Below are 19,983 nucleotides of genomic sequence, written 5' to 3'. Positions count from 1 at the left end.
AAACAATCAATACGGTGATGATTACACTTAAAACACCTGACACGAGGAAAATGTTCATATGCAACGTATTTTGAAGTGCATTTGTCAGCGGATTAATGATTAGTGGACTCAAAAAACCTCCAATTGCCAGACCGCCATTGTAAACGCCAAATGCCATACCTAACTACTAGGTTTAATTGAAATCGAAATTAAGAATGGATATTGAGCCATACAGACACTTAAAGCAGCGCCGGACAAGAAACTACCTACAATAACCAATGACATGGAATTTGACCAGCCAATGATTAAATATGAAAGTGCCATCAATAAGAATGAAATGCTAATGGTATATTTTGGTAAAATTTTAGCCAGCTTACCGACTATTAAACCTGCTAACAGGCCACCCAGTAAACCAATCATTGAAAGAATACCAGCTTGTGCGCTACCACCTAACTTATGACTGACCACGAACATCGAAATATTGTTTGAAAAGACGTTATATAAGAGCATGGATAAAAATCCTAGGAAAGTAATTGCCCAGCTGTATTTGTTTAATTCAATTTTACCGTTATCAACGTTAGCATCAACATCGGCGTCATCTTTTGCTTGATTGGCATAAATATTTTGACTTGGTAAGCAAATCATGACGATTATCAATACCAGTACGGGAATTAAGAAGACCCAGTAATTGTTAATCCAAGATTTAGCAGCTAAAACACCACCAAGGGTAATCAAAACCATCGCGCCAATGTTGGTAAAGGTGGTGTTTTGCCCCATTGCTGATTGACGATTTTTTTCGGGGAGTTCTTCTGTAATCAAAATTTGCACCATATTGGTAACCATTCCTTGGCCAAAACCAATAATCGCTGAAAAAACGATTAAAATGCCCATGCTACCATGAATTGCTAGCGGCAATAGTCCCCCGATACAAATTAATGCAACTGCGGTTACCACAATCTTTTTTCGCGACATACTTCCTGATACTAAGCGACCAACCATTAACCCGGCGATTAAAGCCGCTAAATTTGCAATAGACGTGAGCATTTGAACCATTGTATTACTAGCTTTGAATGCCTGAGCAATCGCAGCATAGGATGGTGAAATGGCTAATGAAACCATCGACATCGTCCCTAAAGCTAGTATGGCGATCCGACGTTGTAGGACACTTTTGGTTTTTACGCTGTTTTCCATTTTAATAATCTCCCTTTCCGGTTAACTAAAATCCACTTTTAGTTCTGTATCGGCCAATGTTTCCGAAGAAACGTGAATTGTTGCCACACTCGGCTTGGAATTTGTTTCAGTATTTGTTTGAATAATTACTAAGGCCTTGCCTTGGTACAAATCATGACTATTTGATACGTATTTATCGTCTGGCATAGGATTACCCGTAGTGACGGCCTTTAACTCAGCATCCCCCGTTACCGTTACTTTAATATGTGATAAACAATTGATATCCAGTTCTCCATTGGCATCAACTGCTGTGATGTTAAAGTAGTGCAACGACTGTTTTAAGTCCTGAGTTTTATTTTCGGCAGTGATTTGAATTTTCGTAGCGGGTTTAGTTGTATGGAGTTCGTCTTTACCAACGGCTTTACCGGCAACATAACTGATTGCTTCAAGACGACCCGGAACGTATTTAAGCTGCCATTTAAAATAATTTTTAATCGTTGATTCGCCCTGCTTCTTTCGCCCAAGCGAATGACCATTTAAAATCAACTCAACTTCGTCAGCGTTTGAATACACCTCAACAGTTGTCGATTGGTTTTCAGATTCTGGCCAGGTCCACGAATGCTGTGTGTCTGTCCAAGCCCAATTTCCCGCAAACATTTTCTTACCGTAATTGACTGGATTTTGTACGGCAATATACGGCTTAGGATTGTCAGACCAAACCGTTTGCCGCCAATAAGATACGGGCTTCCGTTCGCCAATCAAGTCAAAATCACCGCAAGCTGATGAAAGCCATGGATATGCGCCAGTAAAGAACTGCTTACCGTCATCCGGTACAATTCTTCCAATTCCCACTTCCCCAAGGTAGTCCCAGGCCGTCCAGCTAAAATCGCCTAATACATAACTGTTTTCCGTCACGAGCTGCCAGTTCGTTGCTAAATCCGCAGGGTTAGTTTCGGTGCCGATAAAAATACGATTAGGAAAATCTTTATGATCTAACTCATATCTAGCTGCAGCATAGTTATACCCAACGATATCGACCATATCGGCTGATTCTGAAATTGCACGACTAGTAATTTCGTGAGTGTTTACCAGAGGCATTAATTCGTTGAAGTTGTTCATTAAATCGTTGATATTTTGATCGGGAATTGTTTCCTTTAATGATTCAGCAATTTGAGGTAATTTATCCATATTAGACATTGTTGGGTTAATTGCATTAATCGTATATCGCGTGGTATCTAACGCATGAATCTCATCAATGAATTGACGTCCCCAAAAAGTAGATTTATCAGTCCCGGTTTCGGGGATTTCATTACCAATCGAATATAAAATGACTGAAGGATGATTGAAATCACGATTAACTAAATTATCAATATCCTGCTTCCACTGGGTTTCCATATATGAAGCATAGTCGAACGGTGTCTTTGCTTTTGTCCAGACGTCCGTAAATTCATCCATAATCAGCATTCCTTGACGATCACAGGCTTCCAATAATTCTTGACTGATAGGATTATGTGCTGACCGAATCGCGTTATAACCTGCTGATTTTAATTTGAGTACTTTGCGTTCTTCAGCAGTGTAATATCCGGCGGTGCCCAGTACACCATTATCGGGGTGTAAGCAACCGCCACGTAATTTAACCGATTTTCCGTTAATTAACAGGCCTTGTTGATTATTTAATCGAAGCGTACGGATGCCAAAGCTATTTGTGCATTCGTCGATGCTAGTTTCTTCTTGCATCAAAGACGTTCGGCAGGTATACAGGTACGGTGTTTCAACTGACCAAAGATTTGGTTGTGGGATGTAAATTCGAGTTGTAGTGTGCGTGGTTTGTAATGATTGCAGATTAATAACTTGTTCTCTAACCGCGACGATTTGTTGATTTTGATCAAAAATTTCGTGTTTCAAAGTGACTTTTTTACTGCCTAATTGACTATTTAAAATGTTGGTATCTAATACCAAATCTGCGGTATCTTCGTCACAATTTTCAGTTGATATTTTAACTAAATTTTTGTCGATTCTAATAACGTCCCCGATAAGTAATGAGACTGAATGAAGCAAACCAGCACCTGAGTACCAACGTGTAGATGGTTGTTGTGAGTTTCTGATCAAAATTTTAAGTTCATTTTCTTGACCAAAATTAATGTAGTCTTGAACCGTAAATGAGAATGGTCCAAAACCGTAACTATGACGACCAACGACTTGATCGTTGATTAAAAACGTTGAATTTCCATAAATACCAGCAAATTGCAAAATAATTTCCGCACATTGATTGCTTGAACTGATCGTAAATGTTTTGGTAAATTCATAATCTTTTGCTTCAAAATAGCCCATGTCAGAACCAGTTGCGTTACTTTTGTCCCGTGTTGTTTCAATCATTGCATCGTAGCAGATCAACTTTAATTTCAGTTGCTTGAGCACCACCAAAAACTTGATCACTAACATCTGAAATTCGGTCTTTAACTACCCATTGTTTATTCAAATCAATCGTTCTCAAAAGATCACTCCTTATTTTGTAATCGCTTGCAAGCTTTACGAATTTATGTTAAATCTAAAAGGAGTGATGATTTGTGCGTTTTTTTTACTATAAGTTACTCTATATGTACTAAAAATATACTAATGATGAGATGAATGAGGTAATCTATGAAATTTGATACAACCTACCAACATAAGAATTTAAAAACGAATAGCAATGAAACAATTCCAATGAGTAATTTGAATTTAATTCGTCAAAGTAATGACAAATTACACTTGGAATTATTTAAAAAATTGGACACTAAATCGTTATTCTACAAATATTCGCTTACCGACTTTTCCGCCTTTTCTATGAATTTGACCGAATTGAATAATTTTGAAGGTATCAATGTCCTTCACTCTCATAATTATTATGAATTAATCGTTATTATAGATGGTGAACTTTCCATCAACTTGGATGGCACTCCCGTTAATCTAAATACTGGGGATGCCTGTTTGGTTAATCGTGATACTTTTCATGTTGAAGGTCATCGCGAAAAAGAAAAGGTAACGGCATTTCTGGATATTGCGCCTGAGGTTATTCAACAGTGTCTGCAGGATAAAGAACACCGATTTATTCGGAATAGTTCCGCTCTATACGAATTGTTTTCAAAAGACACGAAAATTTCGGACACTAAAAAGAACTGTTTAATTTTTCATCCAATCAATTCCGACAACGTTGGTTTAACGGCCCTATCTGAAATTATTTCCCAAATTGAAAATGAGTTAACACAAAAAAGAGCCGGTTACGATTACATCGTAAATGGGCTCTACATTCGAATTTTAGATCTGTTTTCCCAGCCATCGCTCTATCGCTGTGACCCTGTTATCGTCAATGTTAATAAAGGTAATGAAATTGCGCAGTTGACTCGACAGTTATTAGATAGTATTTGTAAAAAAATTACTTACTTAGAATTAGGTGAAGAGATGGGCTATAACGGGAATTATTTGAATCGAAGTTTTATCAAAGAGTATGGTATTTCAATCAAGGCGTATCTCAATTTAATTTGTCTGAGAAAGGCCGCCTTTCTTTTAAAAAATTCACGATTTTCAATTACTCATATTACTAACACGCTCGGGTTTAACAATCGCACTAATTTTAACTCGTCATTTGAAGCGGCTTACGGCATAATGCCGTCTGCTTATCGACAAAAATATCAAAAATAGTTACTGAGGTATTTGGGGTTTACCTAGAATTGAAGTGCAACGATAGGTAATTAACCTAAAAAAGTCATGATGACTTGTCCTTATAAGTGATTAGATACGTAAGAAATGGAATTTCATGGCCCCAAATTTAAAATACTATGTTTAGGCGTTATAAATACTGTGACCACAAACGAAAAAGTTCACCAAATATTGAGGTGAACTTTTTCGCGTCTAAGCGCCTTCATGTGGTGCTAATTTATGATTGAAGAGACCTTTATCATAGTCTGGTTGATTTGAAACGTGCATTGCGGATTGTAGCCGTACAATCAGGAAGTTCCACATTGCTGGCGTGATGCCTAATTCATCTAAATCTGATGTTGAAATCGTGTAACGAATTGCGGCTTCATCGTTATTTTCGACCTTTTGAACCCAGTTAGGTTCCCGTAACATTTCGCGGCCCAGTGCCACGAAGTCGAGACCAGCATCCATAACTTTTTGAGCATCCGTTGGTTTTTCAACGGAACCCACGGAGATCAATGGTAAACGACCGGCAACTTGCCGTTTAATTTTTAAAATTAATGGCTCCGTGTCAGATTCATCATTCAATGAAGTTCGCCAAGCGTAGCCCATCGAGATGTGTAGGTAATCGATTGGCTGATTGCACAGTGTGTCAATAAATTGCAATGTATCCGCCATTCGAATTCCGGGATTTTCAATCTCTTCTGGCTGAGTCGATAGCCAATCAAGAATGGTCGGTCAGCATACTTTTCGACCATGGTATGGCAAGTTTTGATGACTTCTAATGCGAAAGTCATCCGTTTTTCAACGGAACCGCCCCATTTGTCAGTTCGGCGATTGGAGTGTGGAGAGAAGAATTGCTGTAACAGATATGTGTTAGCCCCATGAAGTTCGATACCATCAAAACCAGCTTCAATTGCCCGACGAGTCGCTTCGCCAAAGTCCGTGATGATTTGTTCAATCTCGTCATTGGTCAATTCGCGTGGCGTTTCAGCGTTTGGTCGTTCAGCAGCTACGGCACTGGCGCTAACGGTTTGTTCACCACGTAAAATTTTAGAATTCGACATTCGTCCAGCGTGAAAAATTTGTAATACCGCTTTAGTCCCGTTTTGTTTCATTGCGGAAGCCATTTTGGTTAGTCCTGGTAAGAATCGGTCATCTGTGATTGATAATTCGCCTTCAAACCCTTTACCGTTTTCAGAGACGTTAGCGACTGGTGAGATAAATAAACCAACACCGCCGCTATGAATCTTAAAATAACGTAATTCATCAGACGTGATTGAACCATCTTCAAACCCAGAAGCCTCAGTCATTGGAGGTATAACAATTCGGTTCTTGACTTTAAGGCCACTTTTAAATTCAAAACCATTCAAAAAGCTGTATTTCGTTTTTGACATCATTATCATCCTTCCACGTATAACAAGTGATTTAACTTACAAATTAAGTATAGTATAATTAATCACAAAGTCGAATACCGTTTTTTAAGTAAACTCATAACAGTTTTGTTATAAAAGAAGGATAAATATGGAAAACCAAAAAACAATTGCGGATATTTTGATTGCCATTGAACATCTTGGCAGTATTACAGCTGCTGCTAAACACTTATATGTCTCACAGCCGTATGTTAGTCGACTGATTACCCAGACGGAGTCGACATTGGGGACTCAGCTTCTTGACAGAACGGCCAAGCCGCTTAAATTAACTTATGCTGGCAACATTTATTTACATGGTCTGCAAGAAATTATTTCACAGCAAGCCAGCTTAAATGAAATTATGAATGAAATTTCACAATCGAAATCAGGCAATATTTCGATTGCGTTAAGCTCGCATCTTAATCAGTTAGAAATTGGTCGGTTATTTGCAGAATTCATTCAAAAATACCCACAGTATCACCTCGAAGTCCATGAAGCTCCGTCCGTGGCCGCTGAAAAGACTGTCCGAGATAATCAAAGCGATCTCTATATCGGACCGAAGTCTAAACGTACAAGTAACTTTTCTTATCGGATTTATCGTGAAACAACCTTCAGCATCATCACGCCAACTGATTACCCCGATATTGCAACTGCTGATCAACTCAGAAAACTGGTAGAACGCCCCTACATTGCTATTGATACTTCGATGATTACAGGTGAATTGGTTAAAGACTACCTAAAGCATCAACGACTATCTTTGATTCCAGTATTAAACGTCAGCGATCCTAAGCTCGTGGTACAATTAGTCCAAAATAAAGCCGGTTGGTCGATCGTGCCGACCAGCTATCTGACGAATTCGCGGTTAATGATTCAGCGTATCGCGATACCAATCAACCAATTAAAGCATACATTTATTATGGCGCACCGTGACAGCAAGGAAAACACACCGGAAATGGACGCACTATTATCAGTATCTCAGCATGTCTATGGGATCAACCCCGACCGGCAGCAAAAGTTACATGACCAATAACAGAATTTAAATAATTATTGATGCCGTCACATCAGGAATGATAATGTTTTTATCGAGGAGAGTAATAGCCATTACTCAGCAACCTAACGATTTAATTTAAAAATAGCAATTCAATTATTAATTTTTAGGTGTTCACCAAACCTGAACACCCCGACCGCTTTCTCGATATTCCCAAGCTACTTGTGAAAAGATACACTTGGTGTATTAAATACAGGAGGCTTCAATCATGAAAAAACTCACCGATACTGTTACTTTTCGCCACGGTGCAACGATTGATACTCGAATCGCCCAATCACCAATGTTAACAAATAGTGGTTCAGACGAAAAAGTCACTCAGGATACGATTGATTACTATAGTGCGCGTTCTAAGTCCGCTGGAATGGTCATCGTCGAATACACCAGTGTTAGCCCTAACGGTGGTCCATCTCGTTCTTGGGCCCCGGATCGTGAACAGTTAGCAATCTACAACGATGATTTCAAACCCGGCTTTAAGCGAATTGCCGATGGTCTAAAGAAAGATGGTAACAAAGCAATCCTGCAAATCGTTCATTCTGGACGTGAAGCACAGTACCGTTACGAGTTAGGTGGCCGAGTTGAGGTACCAACTGACATGGACTTCCCATGGATCGACTACCCGTTGCATGAATTGACCGAAGATGAAGTTTGGGATATTGTTCATGATTTTGGCGCCGCCACGAAGCGTGCCATTGACTGTGGCTTTGATGGCATTGAGATTCACGGGGCTAACCACTACTTGCTTCAGGAATTCTTCTCTGCTTTTTCTAACCATCGGACCGATTTTTGGGGTGGTAGCTTAGAGAAACGGATGAATTTTGCGATTGAAGTGTCTCGCGAGGTCTTTAAGACCGTTAAGGCCTACGCACCTGATGACTTTATCGTCGGTTACCGGATCAGTCCGGAAGAAATTCATGGTGAAAACGTTGGCTACACTTGGCACGAATCACAGCAACTGGTTCAAAAATTGACTGAATTATTTGAATTTGACTACGTTCACCTATCAACGAATGATTATGCCAAAACGCCAACTGATTCGGACCAGAATTTTGCCCAATTACTAGGGACTGGTGTTAAAGCACCTGCCCTATTGATGATTGCTGGTGGCCTCAATACAGTTGCTAAAATGGAAGATGTTTTAAACTACGTTGACATTGCAGCCCTTGGTCGAGCAACCTTAATTGACCCACAAATTGCTGAAAAGATCAAAACGGGTCACGCTGACGATATTTTGTTAGAATTCAACAAAGAATCGGTTGATGCATCAAAGCTCACACCGGGATTGATTCAGTTACTAGCGAACACCCCTTACTTTGCAATGCCGGGCACGGATTACTTGCAAACGTTAACGGATGTTAAGCTTTCTGATGCTGTGACTCATGATGGGACTAAATAAGTTACGCAAAAAAAGAATGCCAGTCAGGCATTCTTTTTTAGTTGTGCACTTATTTCATCGATCAAGCTGCGGGCCTGTTCTGATAATTTGTGGTTCGGATTGGTCAACCAGCCAAGCACAAAGGTGTCATCGATAATGTTGCTGACGTCGATCCAGCTTAAATTGGAAAGCTCGTTGGTGCTGGAAAGGTTGCCTTGAAAGACGCGGCCAAAGCAGACCGTATTTAATTTCGTCACGACCTGTTCCATTGCCCAAGAGTCGTCGATTCTAGCAATCAGTGGCAGTGGCCCACATTGAAATTGTAGGCGGTCAAACAATCTATCATGGAACTCATCGTTAAACATGCTGAATCGCTGCGTTTTTAGATCCGCCATTGTAATTGGTCGATTTAAATGCGTCAGCTCATTATCCGGCGCACACATCAGGACTAACTTGCTGGTGCTGACCGGTGTGAATTCTAAATCAGCAATTGAGTCATCTAAAGCACTGCTAATGGCGACGAACCCAGCATCAATCTCTTGATTCGCTACACGATGGACAATCGAGCTGAATTCGTGACAGCTGATGTTCAACTGCAAATTGTGATACTTGGTCGAGTAACCATCAATAAAAGTGGTCATGAATGGCTTAAGCATAATGTTCATGTATTGAATGGACAAGCTTTGATGCTCTTGGGGACTAGCAACCACCGAAGCGATGTTTTCGAGTTGATTTTTATCGCGCAAAATATCGGAAACCGATGATAGTAATTGGCGGCCTTCAGGCGTTAATTTGGTTCCACTGGTCGATTTGTCGAAGAGTTGTACGCCCAGCTCAGTTTCTAACTGACTGATGGCGCCACTCAAACCGGATTTGCTGATATGCAGGGCATCCGCAGCCTTTTGCATCGAGTTATGCTGAGACAGGACTTCGGTGTAGAGTAATTGTTCAAAATTCATGGTGGTTGGCCTCCAGCTTCTTGGATATTCACGGAATCCTTACCTATCCAGTTTATCATAATGGGTGAAATTTCCAGTGAGCGTATGTGAAACGAGACCTAATACCATCAATTATGCATGGTGTCCCCCAACCAACCCACTCCGTTCAATTGCTGTGCCACCCGCAGTCAACGATGACGCGCGAACCAGCGCCTTATACCCGTATTTCTTCCGGATACGGTCAATCGTAATCGCTAGTTGCTGCTTATGTAACGTTAATGCCGGGTCCTCAAATAATGAAAACTGAATCAGTCGTTGCTGAGAGACCTTAGCGCACCGTACCCCAACCGAGCGCACTGGACTGCATCCCACTTAGCATATAGGAGGTACCAGATGGCTTCAGTGAGCTGGCGGGTATCATTGGTTGCTTCCACGTGCATTTGAGCCGAGAATCGGGTTTTACCGGCTTTATCGGTATCTGCAAAGCCAATCGATAAACTGACCAGTTCACTGACGACGTGATGGTCGCGTAACCGAGTAGCGACCTGATCCGCAACTTCAGCGAGGACCGTTTCTAGTTCGCGTGGGTTCGTGTAATCACGCATCAGAATTTGGGAGTTACCGTAGCCCTTGTTATCGCTACGGGGGACGTATTTTTTACTGAGATCCGAATAATCGATGCCCCATGCTTGGTAGTAAAGCTGTTCACCTAGAACGCCGAATTGGCGCTTTAAGCGCTTGATATCGGCGTGCGCCAATTCGTTCACGCTAAAAATACCGATGGCGTTCAGGCGCTTCGCAATTTTATCCCCAATCCCCCACATATCAGTAAGCTTCGGAATCGCCCAAATGGTTTCTGGTACCCGCTCATACCCCCATTCAGCAATCCAAGGCGCCTGTCGCTTAGCATCGTTATCTAATGCCAGCTTTGCCATCAATGGATTCGGGCCAATGCCAATCGTGGTAATGATTCCTGTCTGGTTGAAGACCCGTTGCTGAATTTGACGCGCAATCGCTCGATTATCACCAAACAGGCGGTGGCTGGCACTGACGTCGATAAAGGATTCGTCGATCGAATACGGAAACCAGTGCGCGTCATCAGTGAACTGGCGGTAAATGGTGTTAATGCGGTAGTTGAGTTTGATGTAGTCCTGCATATGTGGCTCGACCAGTTCAAGGTTCATGGTGTCGTTGAGTTCAAAGCGACGCGTTCCCAGTTTGACCCCATAGGTCTGTTTGCTGTAGGGACTCGCCGCTAGGATTAAACCACCACTAGACTCCTCACGTGACAGGACTGCAATCTTGGCGGAGGTTGGAAATTCACCGCGTTTGATGGCTTCAGTTGACGCATAGAACGATTTGCAGTCGATGCACATGACATCGTGAACGGGTAGGTAATCAGGATCTGATAAGGGCGTCTCAAACATCTTGCACCCACCACTTTTCCCGTTTGATTAGTTCCGCGTGGCGAATCGCGTTAAATAAAATCGTCAGCATGCCGGTATCCGTCTGTAAAAAAACAAAGGGCCGTTCAAACCCGATGATGATTCCCTGATGGTTGGCTAGATGATTACTGACCTCAATTTGTAAATTAACGGTCTTAGTGTGTTCCCAGCTTTGCTGTAGCAGTGAATCAATTGTTTCGGCTGGTTGTTGAGGTAACCGCGTTAACGCTTGTTCATTGGCGCGCTCCTGATCCATAAAGTTGGTGTGATCAGACATGAAAAAGCCCAGCCATTTCACCATTCCGCGGTCGCGGTATAGCCATTTTTCTTTAGGTACTTCGTGAATCATGCTGATCACCCCTTTAAACTTAATCTGTCAATCTTATCCATGGCCGTGAATGGGATCGTTAGTGATGTCTCTGGTCGGATGGATAAGCTGATGCGTGTTGCGGTAATAGATCGTTAACGCTGAAAATGAGTGCAAGTCGGCTAGTACGTGTTCGTATAAGGCTTATCTCTGGGAATTGCTAGCAACTCGTGCGAATGTAAGAGCGCCGTTCCCAGTTTCTGCTTTTCGAGAAAGAAGTAGTACTGGTCGAAGAAATGATTATCAACTACTAGTAACCAATAGCGGAAACGATACTCACGTAGAAAGTAGTAATCATATTGGGCCTTCAGTTGCCTAGATTCCTTTATCATCCCAACCACCTCTTGAATATATTATACGAACGTATGTTCTGATAGTCAACTATTCTTGAAAAGTGGGTACGAACACGCAAAAACGACCCAGTCTCGAGGGTGAGAGCTGAGTCATTTGTTGTTCAAGTTATTGTTTGTAGTATAGATGGCCTTCGGGACCATAACCCTTGGTAAACTTGCTATTGTGATAAATGAGATAGTTGGTGGCTTTGAACTTATTACCAACTTTGTAGAAGCGATAATAGTATATGTCATGACCAGCAGTATACAACCATTCATGTCCGCGAACGTAGTAATAACGACTACCGGCCTTGTGGTGATAAGCAGTCTGCTTTAGATGCGTCCCATCACCAGGGCCACCGCCACTTGATAGCGTTGATTTACCTAAGATAAAGTTATAACGGAACTTATATTGAGAAACCGGTTTAGTTTCCCAAGTTCCTCGTAACGCAACTGGCGTACCCTTGTGCCAAGTTGTCGCATGGGCAGTTGTAGTTCCGGCAGTGCTAACGCCAATCAATAGGCCAGTTGAAGCAACTACTCCCAAGAACAAGGCTTTAACGTGCTTATTCAATCCCATCTTTGATTCATCCCCTAATCTTATCAAGATATCTTATTATAGCATTATCTATCTATAAATTTTAGGTAGTTGATTGTTTGATGCGTTGCTTAAAGCGTTATTTGCTAAGATCCATGTTTTGCCAAGTTTTGGTTGTGGCATTATAGCGCCATTGAATTGTAACACCATACTTAGCGTTCAAACTGTATTGTTTATAATGAGCATCATTTGCCAGTGGAAATTTAAAACTTACATCTTTTGGTTCGATGGTTCCCCAACCAACATCATCAGGTAGATTTGAAAGGCAATAATAACTGGTATTTACAGCAATTTGACTTACAACATAATCTGGAACGTACCCTTGTTGGCCGTTAATTTCTACTGGGAGTGTATGAACATGATTATCTGCGTTCCAGTACGGCAAGGTTTCGTTATTTTTTACAGGTGGTAACTGTCCGAATACCTTAATACTCTTAATTCTGTCTGCATCATTACGAGGTGAATTCATAATTTTTGTAGCGTATCCCTGGGCTTGTCTATCGGGAAATAAATAAAAATCACCGTATCCTTCAATATAGTATTCGGTTGGTGTACCTGAGAATGGGTCAGTAGTATCAGTTTCATTATCTTTATCGATGTTAGAACTTGTAGAATGCCATTCGTTATCCCAACTCTTAGTATCAGCATGGTAATACCAATACTTCTCGTTACCGTTTGTACCGTTCATGGTAATTTGTGTCCAACGAGCACCGTCCATAGGTGAATGCGTAAATTTAACCTCATCAGGTTTCATCGTTCCAGTGCCTAGATCATCAGGTAAATTAGTCAAGCGGTAATAGGAATCTCCAACTGCAAGACCTTTTAACGAATCCATTTGCACATAGCGCTTTTTACCGTTAACTTCAATCAACATTGTGCCAAATTTTGATGACGGGTAATTAGTGTTATACCATGAGGGGAGTTCTTTATTGTTTTCAGGTTTTGGTAAATGGCCATATATCTGAACAGTTATCATTTTTGATTCCGAATCAGTTCCCTGTGTAAGAATCTCAGCCTGCCCTTTTCGCTCCATATCTGGATACATATAGATTTTTCCGTATGGATAGATATAATATTCTGTTGTTTTTTCATCGAATGGAACTGTTGGCCTTTCGTTATCTAGTTCAGTTGTATCTTTTGAAAAATTATTTGATTTGTTACCAGCCTTGCTCTGCGCCACTTTCGCCTGAACAGCAGCCAATTCATTTTTCAAACTAGCAATCTGATTCTTTAAATCACTCGATTGTACCGATACATCCGTATTGTTTGTGTTACCCAATTGAGCCAATTGTTGCTGCAATGCATTGATCTGACTTTGTAGTGCCGTAATTTGCTGGTTAGTTTTAGCGGTCGTCTTAGGCTTAACAACATAACGCTTCAACACCTTACTCTGATACCCCTTCTTAGTAGCCACCACCTTATAATGCCAGCCACCTTTGAGCTTAACCTTGGCTTTAAACTTAAACGTCCCCTGCTTGGTTGCCTTCCCCGTCGCATACGTCTTAGCATACCGCGTCACTCGAATTTTCGCGCCGGGTGTGGCCTTTCCAGAAATCGTCTTCGCCCCGAATTTTAACGTAGTGACCTTCAAGTTGACGGTCTTGGTCTTGGCATTGACCGTTGGAGCGCCGCAAATTGTTAATGCGGTGGCGGCAGTTAATACTAAATATCTACTTTTCATGATGATACCCCTTTCATTGATAAATTAACTCTAACAGATTAATAAAATAGAATATATAAAAACTTGAGTCATCAAGGGCGTAAACTATTGATTTACCGGCATAATGCCGTGAAAACCATGGCAATGAATTAAAGTAAAATTATAAAAATTATGGAAATACCATCATCCCTCCAATTGTCATTAGTTGAACCATTGAACTTCCGTTGTGAACAATAGTTTTTTAGCACAACTAACTTTTTAGATGATAAACTTAAGGCGTAATGATCATTACGAGTCCTTCGACGGATGACTAACAGCTGACCTTCCAACGGGGTCAGCTGTTTTTTAATTACGTGGCATCATGACCATTTGCTTTATTCAACGACCATTTTTTCTGAAGCACACAAAAATAGCGCTCAAGCACCTCCCCGTCAACTGACGGTAGCTGCTTGAGCGCTATTTGAATTTAATTTAATTAATCATTTTCAGCAGCCCAACGTTTCCGGTTCAACCAGTAGGTCAAGGAAATGAAGGCCAGAAAGGCGATTCCGATGAAGACTGGAATTCGCGTTTCGGGATTTAAAACCATGAACACTAAGGTGACACAGAGAAACGCAATGGTGATGTAGTTTGAAAATGGGGCTAACGGCATCTTGAATGGATGGTTAGCGATGATGTCGGGATGTTGCTTGCGGAACTTGAGTTGACTGATCAAAATCACGAACCACGGTACCATTCCGGGTAGCACACTCGAACTGTAAACTAGAACGAAGATGTCACTGGCGTCCTTAATGAAGTGTGGCAGCGTCATGTTTAAAATGACCCCGAGAAAGATGCCAAACGCAATCGTCATGATGGCGTACAGTGGCACCCCGTGACGGTTCAACAACGCAAACTTACGCGGCAGTTGGTGATTATTCGCCAACGTGTACATCATTCGGCTAGTACTGTAAATGCCGGAGTTGGCGCCAGATAAGGCCGCCGTGATAACCACGAAGTTGATGATCGTAGCTGCGGCAGTGATGCCGACCTTCGCAAAGGTTTCAACGAACGGTGAACCAATTTGACCTAATTTGTCCCATGGGTAGATACACAAAATCACAAAGATTGCCCCGATGTAGAAAATCAGGATTCGAGAGACCGTTGAGCGAATCGCTCGAACCAGTGCAGTTTGTGGATTATGCGCTTCCCCTACCGCGATACCGATAAACTCAATCCCTTGATAGGATGCCAGCACGATGGATAATGCAAACACAAAGCCTTTCACGCCACCGGTAAATACCCCATGACGCCAGAGGTTACTAAATCCAATCGCGTGACCGCCATTCCCAAAGCCAAACAGGATCAAGCCAAGACCAACGATGATCATCAAGACGATGGTTACCACTTTGATCAGTGAGAACCAAAATTCTAGATTCCCAAAGGTCTTCACAGAAACGAGGTTAGCCAAACACAGCGTGACGATGGCAATCAACCCCGGAATCCAGCCCGGTAGATCCGGCCACCAGAATTTGACGTAGTTCCCAATCGCAATCATTTCGCTCATCCCAATGGCAACCCACTGGAAGATGTTACTCCAAGCAGTAAGGTAGCCAAAGAACGGATGCATATATTCGGACGCAAATTTCGCAAACGAACCGGTGTCAGGATCAACGTACAGCATTTCACCGAAGGCCCGCATAATAAAGTACAGGGCCAATCCGGAGACGGCGTACGCCAATAGGACTGAGGGACCGGTCCACTTGATCGTTGACGCGGAACCCATGAAGAGTCCCACCCCAATGGTCCCGCCGATGGCAATCATTTGGATCTGCCCGGCGTTAAGTTGTCGTTTCATGTCGTCATCCTTCCGTTAATTAACTTAAAATTAAGCTACAATAAACATTTTACTATACTTAAATGAGAATAGCGATGTTCAAAACTTAACTAAAATTAATGAACGGAAGTAAGGACTCGGCGATTAGCGACCTTGGCGAGTTCGATGGTTTGCTGCATCAGAGTGGTGATGGTCATGGGGCCAACGCCGCCGGGAACTGGGGTGATATTACCGGCAACTCTTACGGCGTTATCATAATCCACGTCACCGACCAGCTTGCCATTTTCATCGCGATCCATGCCAACGTCGATAACGGTCGCGCCGGGTTTGATATCCCCTGCTTTAATGAGGTGCGCAACACCGGTAGCTACGACCAAAATGTCAGCGGTACGGGTAAATGATGATAGGTCCTGCGTCAAAATATGGGTGTACGTCACCGTAGCGCCCGCGTTCAGTAACAAGGCCCCCATTGGCCGGCCAACGATGTTGGAGTCACCAACGATGACGGCGTGCTTGCCTCTGGATTAACGTTGTAGTGGTCAAGCATCGTCATAATGCCCTTTGGCGTGCAGGAAACGGGATAGTGCTCGTGACTGTTAGCAAATAGCTTACCGACGTTTTCGGGACTGAACCCGTCAACGTCTTTTTTCACGTCAATGGCGCGAATCACGGCGGTTTCGTCGATTTGTTTTGGTAATGGCAGTTGAACAAGGATGCCGTGAACTTGGTCATCCGCGTTGTATTTGGCAATCAACGCCAATAAATCAGCCTGTGTCATGTCGGCTGGCTTGCGTTCAATGATGGAACGGATGCCGAGCTTCACGGCCTTACGGTGCTTGTTACGTACGTAGATCTGGCTGGCGGGATCGTTGCCGACAATGATCACAACTAAAGTCGGGTACAGGCCAGTGGCGTTTAAATCAGCCACCTCCTGCTTCATGTTTACGTCTAACTGATTGGATAAGGCTTTACCGTCAATAATCAATCTCCATACCACCCTTTCGTTTTTGGTGCGCGCTCATCATGCTGGTGCCGGTGCTTTCTCTCTAAATCGGAACGTTTTTCAGAACGATTCTGATTAATATTCGTATTATAACCGATTTTACATGATATGTGGCTAAATGTTTACTGAAAAATCCTTTAATAAATAGTACAAATGATATTAATGTGCGTCTTTTACTAGGTTTTAACGTTAAAAACGAATATTTAGTAGCTCAAAAAAGCAAAACCTCGACAACTTAGGGTTCAAGTTAGCCGAGGTTTTTGTCAGGGCACATTAATTAATCCTTTGGTCGTGAATCGTAAGCTCGCTTAGATTTGTAGCCGGCTTGGAAGACCGTTTTCATTTGTTCGATGTGGCGTTGCTTGGTTGCTTCCGCTTTGGCGCCGAAGATAAAGCGCGCCACTCACGTTGATAACCGGGGGTCAATGCGTTAAAAAAGTCGGCCATGGTTGAGTCGTTGGCGAGAAGTTCTGCAACGGCTGGGATGTCGACTTCATACTCGGATAATGGTTTTTGTGGCATAGGGGCCACCGCCTTTCTTGTTCAGTTGATTCCAATTAAATAGTGTAACATAGTTGCGAGTAATTGAGAGATAAGATGCTGTTTTAATTGTCAGTTAAGGCTGTTTTAGATTAAAACCGATGTGATTGGGGTAACTCACGTAAGCTGACTAGCCACCAACTATTATCCTGATTTGAATTAAACCCATTTAAAAAAATGATTGACAAGCCACCCTACTTTGACGTTAACTATTGGGTAATAGCCATCGTGTCTTGACACCTATAAAATCTAAGATGGTTTGAAAGGATTTCACTCATGGAAGTTAAGCCCAATATCTGGCGGGCGGGTTTGACCCGAACCTTTTCGCCTAAGTATCTGTTTAGTGATTTATTCAAAGTTAGTGGTCAAAAACGGGTGTATTTACTGGCACTGTTAGCCATCCAACTCGTGTCGTTTTTCATCGTGTTCAGCAATGGCCATTTTTTGGTTCATGCCAATAACACGACGATTGGCAACATTAGTTTATTGGCTAGTGTGACCGGAGTTTTTAGTGTTGTGCTGGTTGCGAATGGCCGGATCACCAATTATTTTTGGGGAATCTTGAATAGTTGTGCCTATATTTACGTGTCCTTTGATAGTCACCTGTATGGCGAAGTGTATTTGAACTTATTTTTTATCGTGATGGACCTGGTTGGTATTTATCAGTGGACTAAGGCGGATCAGCAACAAGCCAAAACCAAAGCAACTCAGGAAAAGGTTGTGGCACGGACGATGTCGGTGAAGGGCTGGCTGTTGATGGCGGTGGTTTTAGTGGTGAGTTGGCTACTTTTGGCCGCCTTTTTATCTAGGGTACCATTCATCACCGCAACCATTGACCCACATCCGTACATGGATTCAATGAGCACCGTCTTACAAGTTGGCGCGATGATCTTAATGGCCTTCCGCTTCGGCGCTAGTCAGTGGGTGTTATGGAACATTTCGCACGTCGCTGAACTCGTGCTTTGGACGCTCCAATTGCGGGAGCAAAAAGTAACCGATGAGGCGGAGGTGTCTGAATGACCGTCTCGTTTAACTTGAATAGTGAGGAGAAGTTTCAGGAAATTAGTGATCAGTCGTTTGCGGTTAACCACGAGTTGTTGTCACGCGTTGACTTGACACAACCGTTGCAACATCGCGAATGTGTTCCGATTCGACAAGCCATCAAAACGGCCGCAACCTGTGATTTTCAACCTGTTTCACAATCAGTCACCTTACCTAACGAGACTCAGCTAGTCTATGATTTAGGCGAATTAGTCGTCGGCCACTTTGCAGTTGATCTTCAAGCGACAGGCGCACCAATGGACGCCCCGCTATTGCTTCACGTTCGGTTTGCGGAAACGCTGGCAGAACTCGATGAAGATGCAGCAACTGTCGACAGTTGGCTACCGCTATCTTGGATTCAAGATGAACAACGGCACGTTGACGTCTTACCACAACGGCTAACGTTTGAGCGGCGGTACAGCTGCCGGTATATTGCGCTGGCAGCTGTTGGTCAATCTCGTAAGTGGCAACCGCAGTTTAGTCAACCGGTGTTCAACGCTGAAGGTGCTGCAATTAATCAAACTGTCGCCCCGCTGACGCAATTACCCGAGTGGCTACAAACGATTGATAAGAAATGTATCCAGACACTAAAAAATACCATGCAGGTCGTCTTCGAAGACGGTACCAAACGGGATCGTCGACTATGGTTAAGCGATTTTCGAACGCAGGCACTGGTGAATTATGCGACCTTTCAAAATACAATAGTTGCCAAACGTTGCCTTTACCTGTTTGGCAGTTTCATGGATGACGCTGGTCGCATTCCAGCGGATATCTTAACGCTAACCGGCCAACCAGTAGCAGATGACTTATTTTGGTTTGACTATGAGTTACTATTTCCGATTGCGTTAGCCGATTACGTTGACACAACGGATGATTTAGTAACGTTACGGGAACTTTATCCGGTGGCACAACGTGTGATGGCGTTTTTGAAGACGGAACTGACAGCTAACTTAGTCGGTCCCCGTCAAGACGTTTTCATTGATTGGTCCAGTCAGGTTGATAAAGAAGCGGCGGTTCAGTTACAGGCGGTAATGACGGTGCAACGGTTTGTTGCGCTTGCACGCCGGATGACGGATCCACAGTTGGCTGACTATGAAGACTGGTTAACTGACCTGACGCAGACTACGCTGGATCACTATTTTGATGCACAGCTAAATGCAGTGATCAGTGGCCCCAAGCGTGAAATTAGTCCGCTGAGTCAAATCTACGTATTGTTGGCAGATATTTTACCCCCGGCGACTACTGAAGCGATTATTGACCGGCTACTTAAATTTGACCTCGAACGAACCGTGACCACGCCGAATACGCAGGGACTGTTGGCGGAGGCGCTGTTTAAACACCACCACCAAGATGATGCGTTAGCCGTTATTCGGTTATTTTGGCAAGGCATGGTTGATCGGGGTGCCGATACGTTCTGGGAGGTCTATGATGCGCATGATCCGAACTACTCACCGTATGGCTCGATTTTGCTGAACGGGTACTGTTTTGGTTGGAGTGCTTATCCGGCGTATTTGTTGCGGCGATATCTTTAACTAACAAGCACCCCCTAAGTTCCGGTATCGGGAATTTAGGGGGTGCTTGTTAGTC

13 protein-coding genes and 4 pseudogenes are annotated in these 19,983 nt (G+C 42.8%); 5 read left to right on the top strand and 12 right to left on the bottom strand.

Annotated elements, in window-relative coordinates; translation table 11 throughout:
- Positions 1-159: 159 nt before the first annotated feature.
- A complete protein-coding gene (locus JCM2765_RS01425) occupies positions 160-1,170 on the bottom strand; it encodes an MFS transporter (protein WP_054732903.1) in 1,011 nt (336 codons plus the stop codon).
- Between the two features lie 21 nt (positions 1,171-1,191).
- Positions 1,192-3,591 carry a glycoside hydrolase family 2 protein gene (locus tag JCM2765_RS01420; RefSeq protein WP_054732900.1) on the bottom strand — a complete coding sequence of 800 codons (2,400 nt, stop codon included), beginning with the start codon at positions 3,589-3,591 and terminating at the stop codon, positions 1,192-1,194.
- A gap of 198 nt (positions 3,592-3,789) precedes the next feature.
- Here JCM2765_RS01420 and JCM2765_RS01415 point away from each other — a divergent pair, with 198 nt between their 5' ends.
- Entirely contained in the window at positions 3,790-4,827 is a 1,038-nt protein-coding gene (locus tag JCM2765_RS01415; RefSeq protein ID WP_054732898.1) for an AraC family transcriptional regulator, read from the top strand.
- Between the two features lie 210 nt (positions 4,828-5,037).
- Here the strand turns inward: JCM2765_RS01415 and JCM2765_RS01410 are convergent.
- Positions 5,038-6,221 (bottom strand): annotated as a pseudogene (locus JCM2765_RS01410) (NADH-dependent flavin oxidoreductase).
- A 127-nt stretch (positions 6,222-6,348) separates the two neighbouring features.
- Here JCM2765_RS01410 and JCM2765_RS01405 point away from each other — a divergent pair.
- Together JCM2765_RS01405 and JCM2765_RS01400 are read left to right on the top strand one after the other, a co-directional pair.
- The gene (locus tag JCM2765_RS01405) at positions 6,349-7,266 is read left to right on the top strand and encodes a LysR family transcriptional regulator (RefSeq protein ID WP_054732896.1); all 918 of its coding nucleotides are present in this window, start codon (positions 6,349-6,351) and stop codon (positions 7,264-7,266) included.
- A gap of 226 nt (positions 7,267-7,492) precedes the next feature.
- Complete coding sequence (locus JCM2765_RS01400) at positions 7,493-8,677, top strand: oxidoreductase (RefSeq protein ID WP_054732894.1); 1,185 nt, start codon at positions 7,493-7,495, stop codon at positions 8,675-8,677.
- A gap of 23 nt (positions 8,678-8,700) precedes the next feature.
- Here the strand turns inward: JCM2765_RS01400 and JCM2765_RS01395 are convergent, their stop codons facing one another.
- The 9 genes and pseudogenes from JCM2765_RS01395 to JCM2765_RS01355 all read right to left on the bottom strand — a co-directional run bounded on the left by JCM2765_RS01395 (position 8,701) and on the right by JCM2765_RS01355 (position 17,337).
- A complete protein-coding gene (locus tag JCM2765_RS01395; RefSeq protein ID WP_054732891.1) occupies positions 8,701-9,615 on the bottom strand; it encodes a LysR family transcriptional regulator in 915 nt (304 codons plus the stop codon).
- Between the two features lie 111 nt (positions 9,616-9,726).
- A pseudogene (locus tag JCM2765_RS01390) lies at positions 9,727-11,021 on the bottom strand (Y-family DNA polymerase).
- The gene (locus JCM2765_RS01385; protein ID WP_054732888.1) at positions 11,014-11,388 is read right to left on the bottom strand and encodes a hypothetical protein; all 375 of its coding nucleotides are present in this window, start codon (positions 11,386-11,388) and stop codon (positions 11,014-11,016) included. The pseudogene JCM2765_RS01390 and the gene JCM2765_RS01385 overlap by 8 nt, the downstream one beginning before the upstream one ends.
- A gap of 140 nt (positions 11,389-11,528) precedes the next feature.
- The gene (locus JCM2765_RS01380; RefSeq protein ID WP_369404022.1) at positions 11,529-11,738 is read right to left on the bottom strand and encodes a hypothetical protein; all 210 of its coding nucleotides are present in this window, start codon (positions 11,736-11,738) and stop codon (positions 11,529-11,531) included.
- Positions 11,739-11,865: 127 nt separating this feature from the next.
- Complete coding sequence (locus tag JCM2765_RS01375; RefSeq protein ID WP_054732886.1) at positions 11,866-12,318, bottom strand: hypothetical protein; 453 nt, start codon at positions 12,316-12,318, stop codon at positions 11,866-11,868.
- A 97-nt stretch (positions 12,319-12,415) separates the two neighbouring features.
- Complete coding sequence (locus tag JCM2765_RS01370) at positions 12,416-14,017, bottom strand: FlxA-like family protein (protein WP_054732883.1); 1,602 nt, start codon at positions 14,015-14,017, stop codon at positions 12,416-12,418.
- A gap of 454 nt (positions 14,018-14,471) precedes the next feature.
- Positions 14,472-15,833 carry an amino acid permease gene (locus tag JCM2765_RS01365; protein ID WP_054732881.1) on the bottom strand — a complete coding sequence of 454 codons (1,362 nt, stop codon included), beginning with the start codon at positions 15,831-15,833 and terminating at the stop codon, positions 14,472-14,474.
- A gap of 95 nt (positions 15,834-15,928) precedes the next feature.
- Positions 15,929-16,752, bottom strand: a pseudogene (locus tag JCM2765_RS01360) (bifunctional 5,10-methylenetetrahydrofolate dehydrogenase/5,10-methenyltetrahydrofolate cyclohydrolase).
- Positions 16,753-17,092: 340 nt separating this feature from the next.
- Positions 17,093-17,337 (bottom strand): annotated as a pseudogene (locus JCM2765_RS01355) (YdeI/OmpD-associated family protein).
- A gap of 294 nt (positions 17,338-17,631) precedes the next feature.
- Here JCM2765_RS01355 and pnuC point away from each other — a divergent pair.
- Complete coding sequence (pnuC, locus tag JCM2765_RS01350) at positions 17,632-18,375, top strand: nicotinamide riboside transporter PnuC (protein ID WP_054732878.1); 744 nt, start codon at positions 17,632-17,634, stop codon at positions 18,373-18,375.
- Complete coding sequence (locus JCM2765_RS01345) at positions 18,372-19,928, top strand: alpha-L-rhamnosidase-related protein (RefSeq protein WP_054732875.1); 1,557 nt, start codon at positions 18,372-18,374, stop codon at positions 19,926-19,928. The genes pnuC and JCM2765_RS01345 overlap by 4 nt, the downstream gene beginning before the upstream one ends.
- The last annotated feature ends 55 nt before the right edge of the window (positions 19,929-19,983 follow it).

It is taken from the genome of Secundilactobacillus similis DSM 23365 = JCM 2765, from assembly GCF_001311075.1.
GTDB lineage: Bacteria > Bacillota > Bacilli > Lactobacillales > Lactobacillaceae > Secundilactobacillus > Secundilactobacillus similis.
Note: the sequence above shows the minus strand (reverse complement) of the source record. Positions and strands in the feature narration are given on the sequence as shown.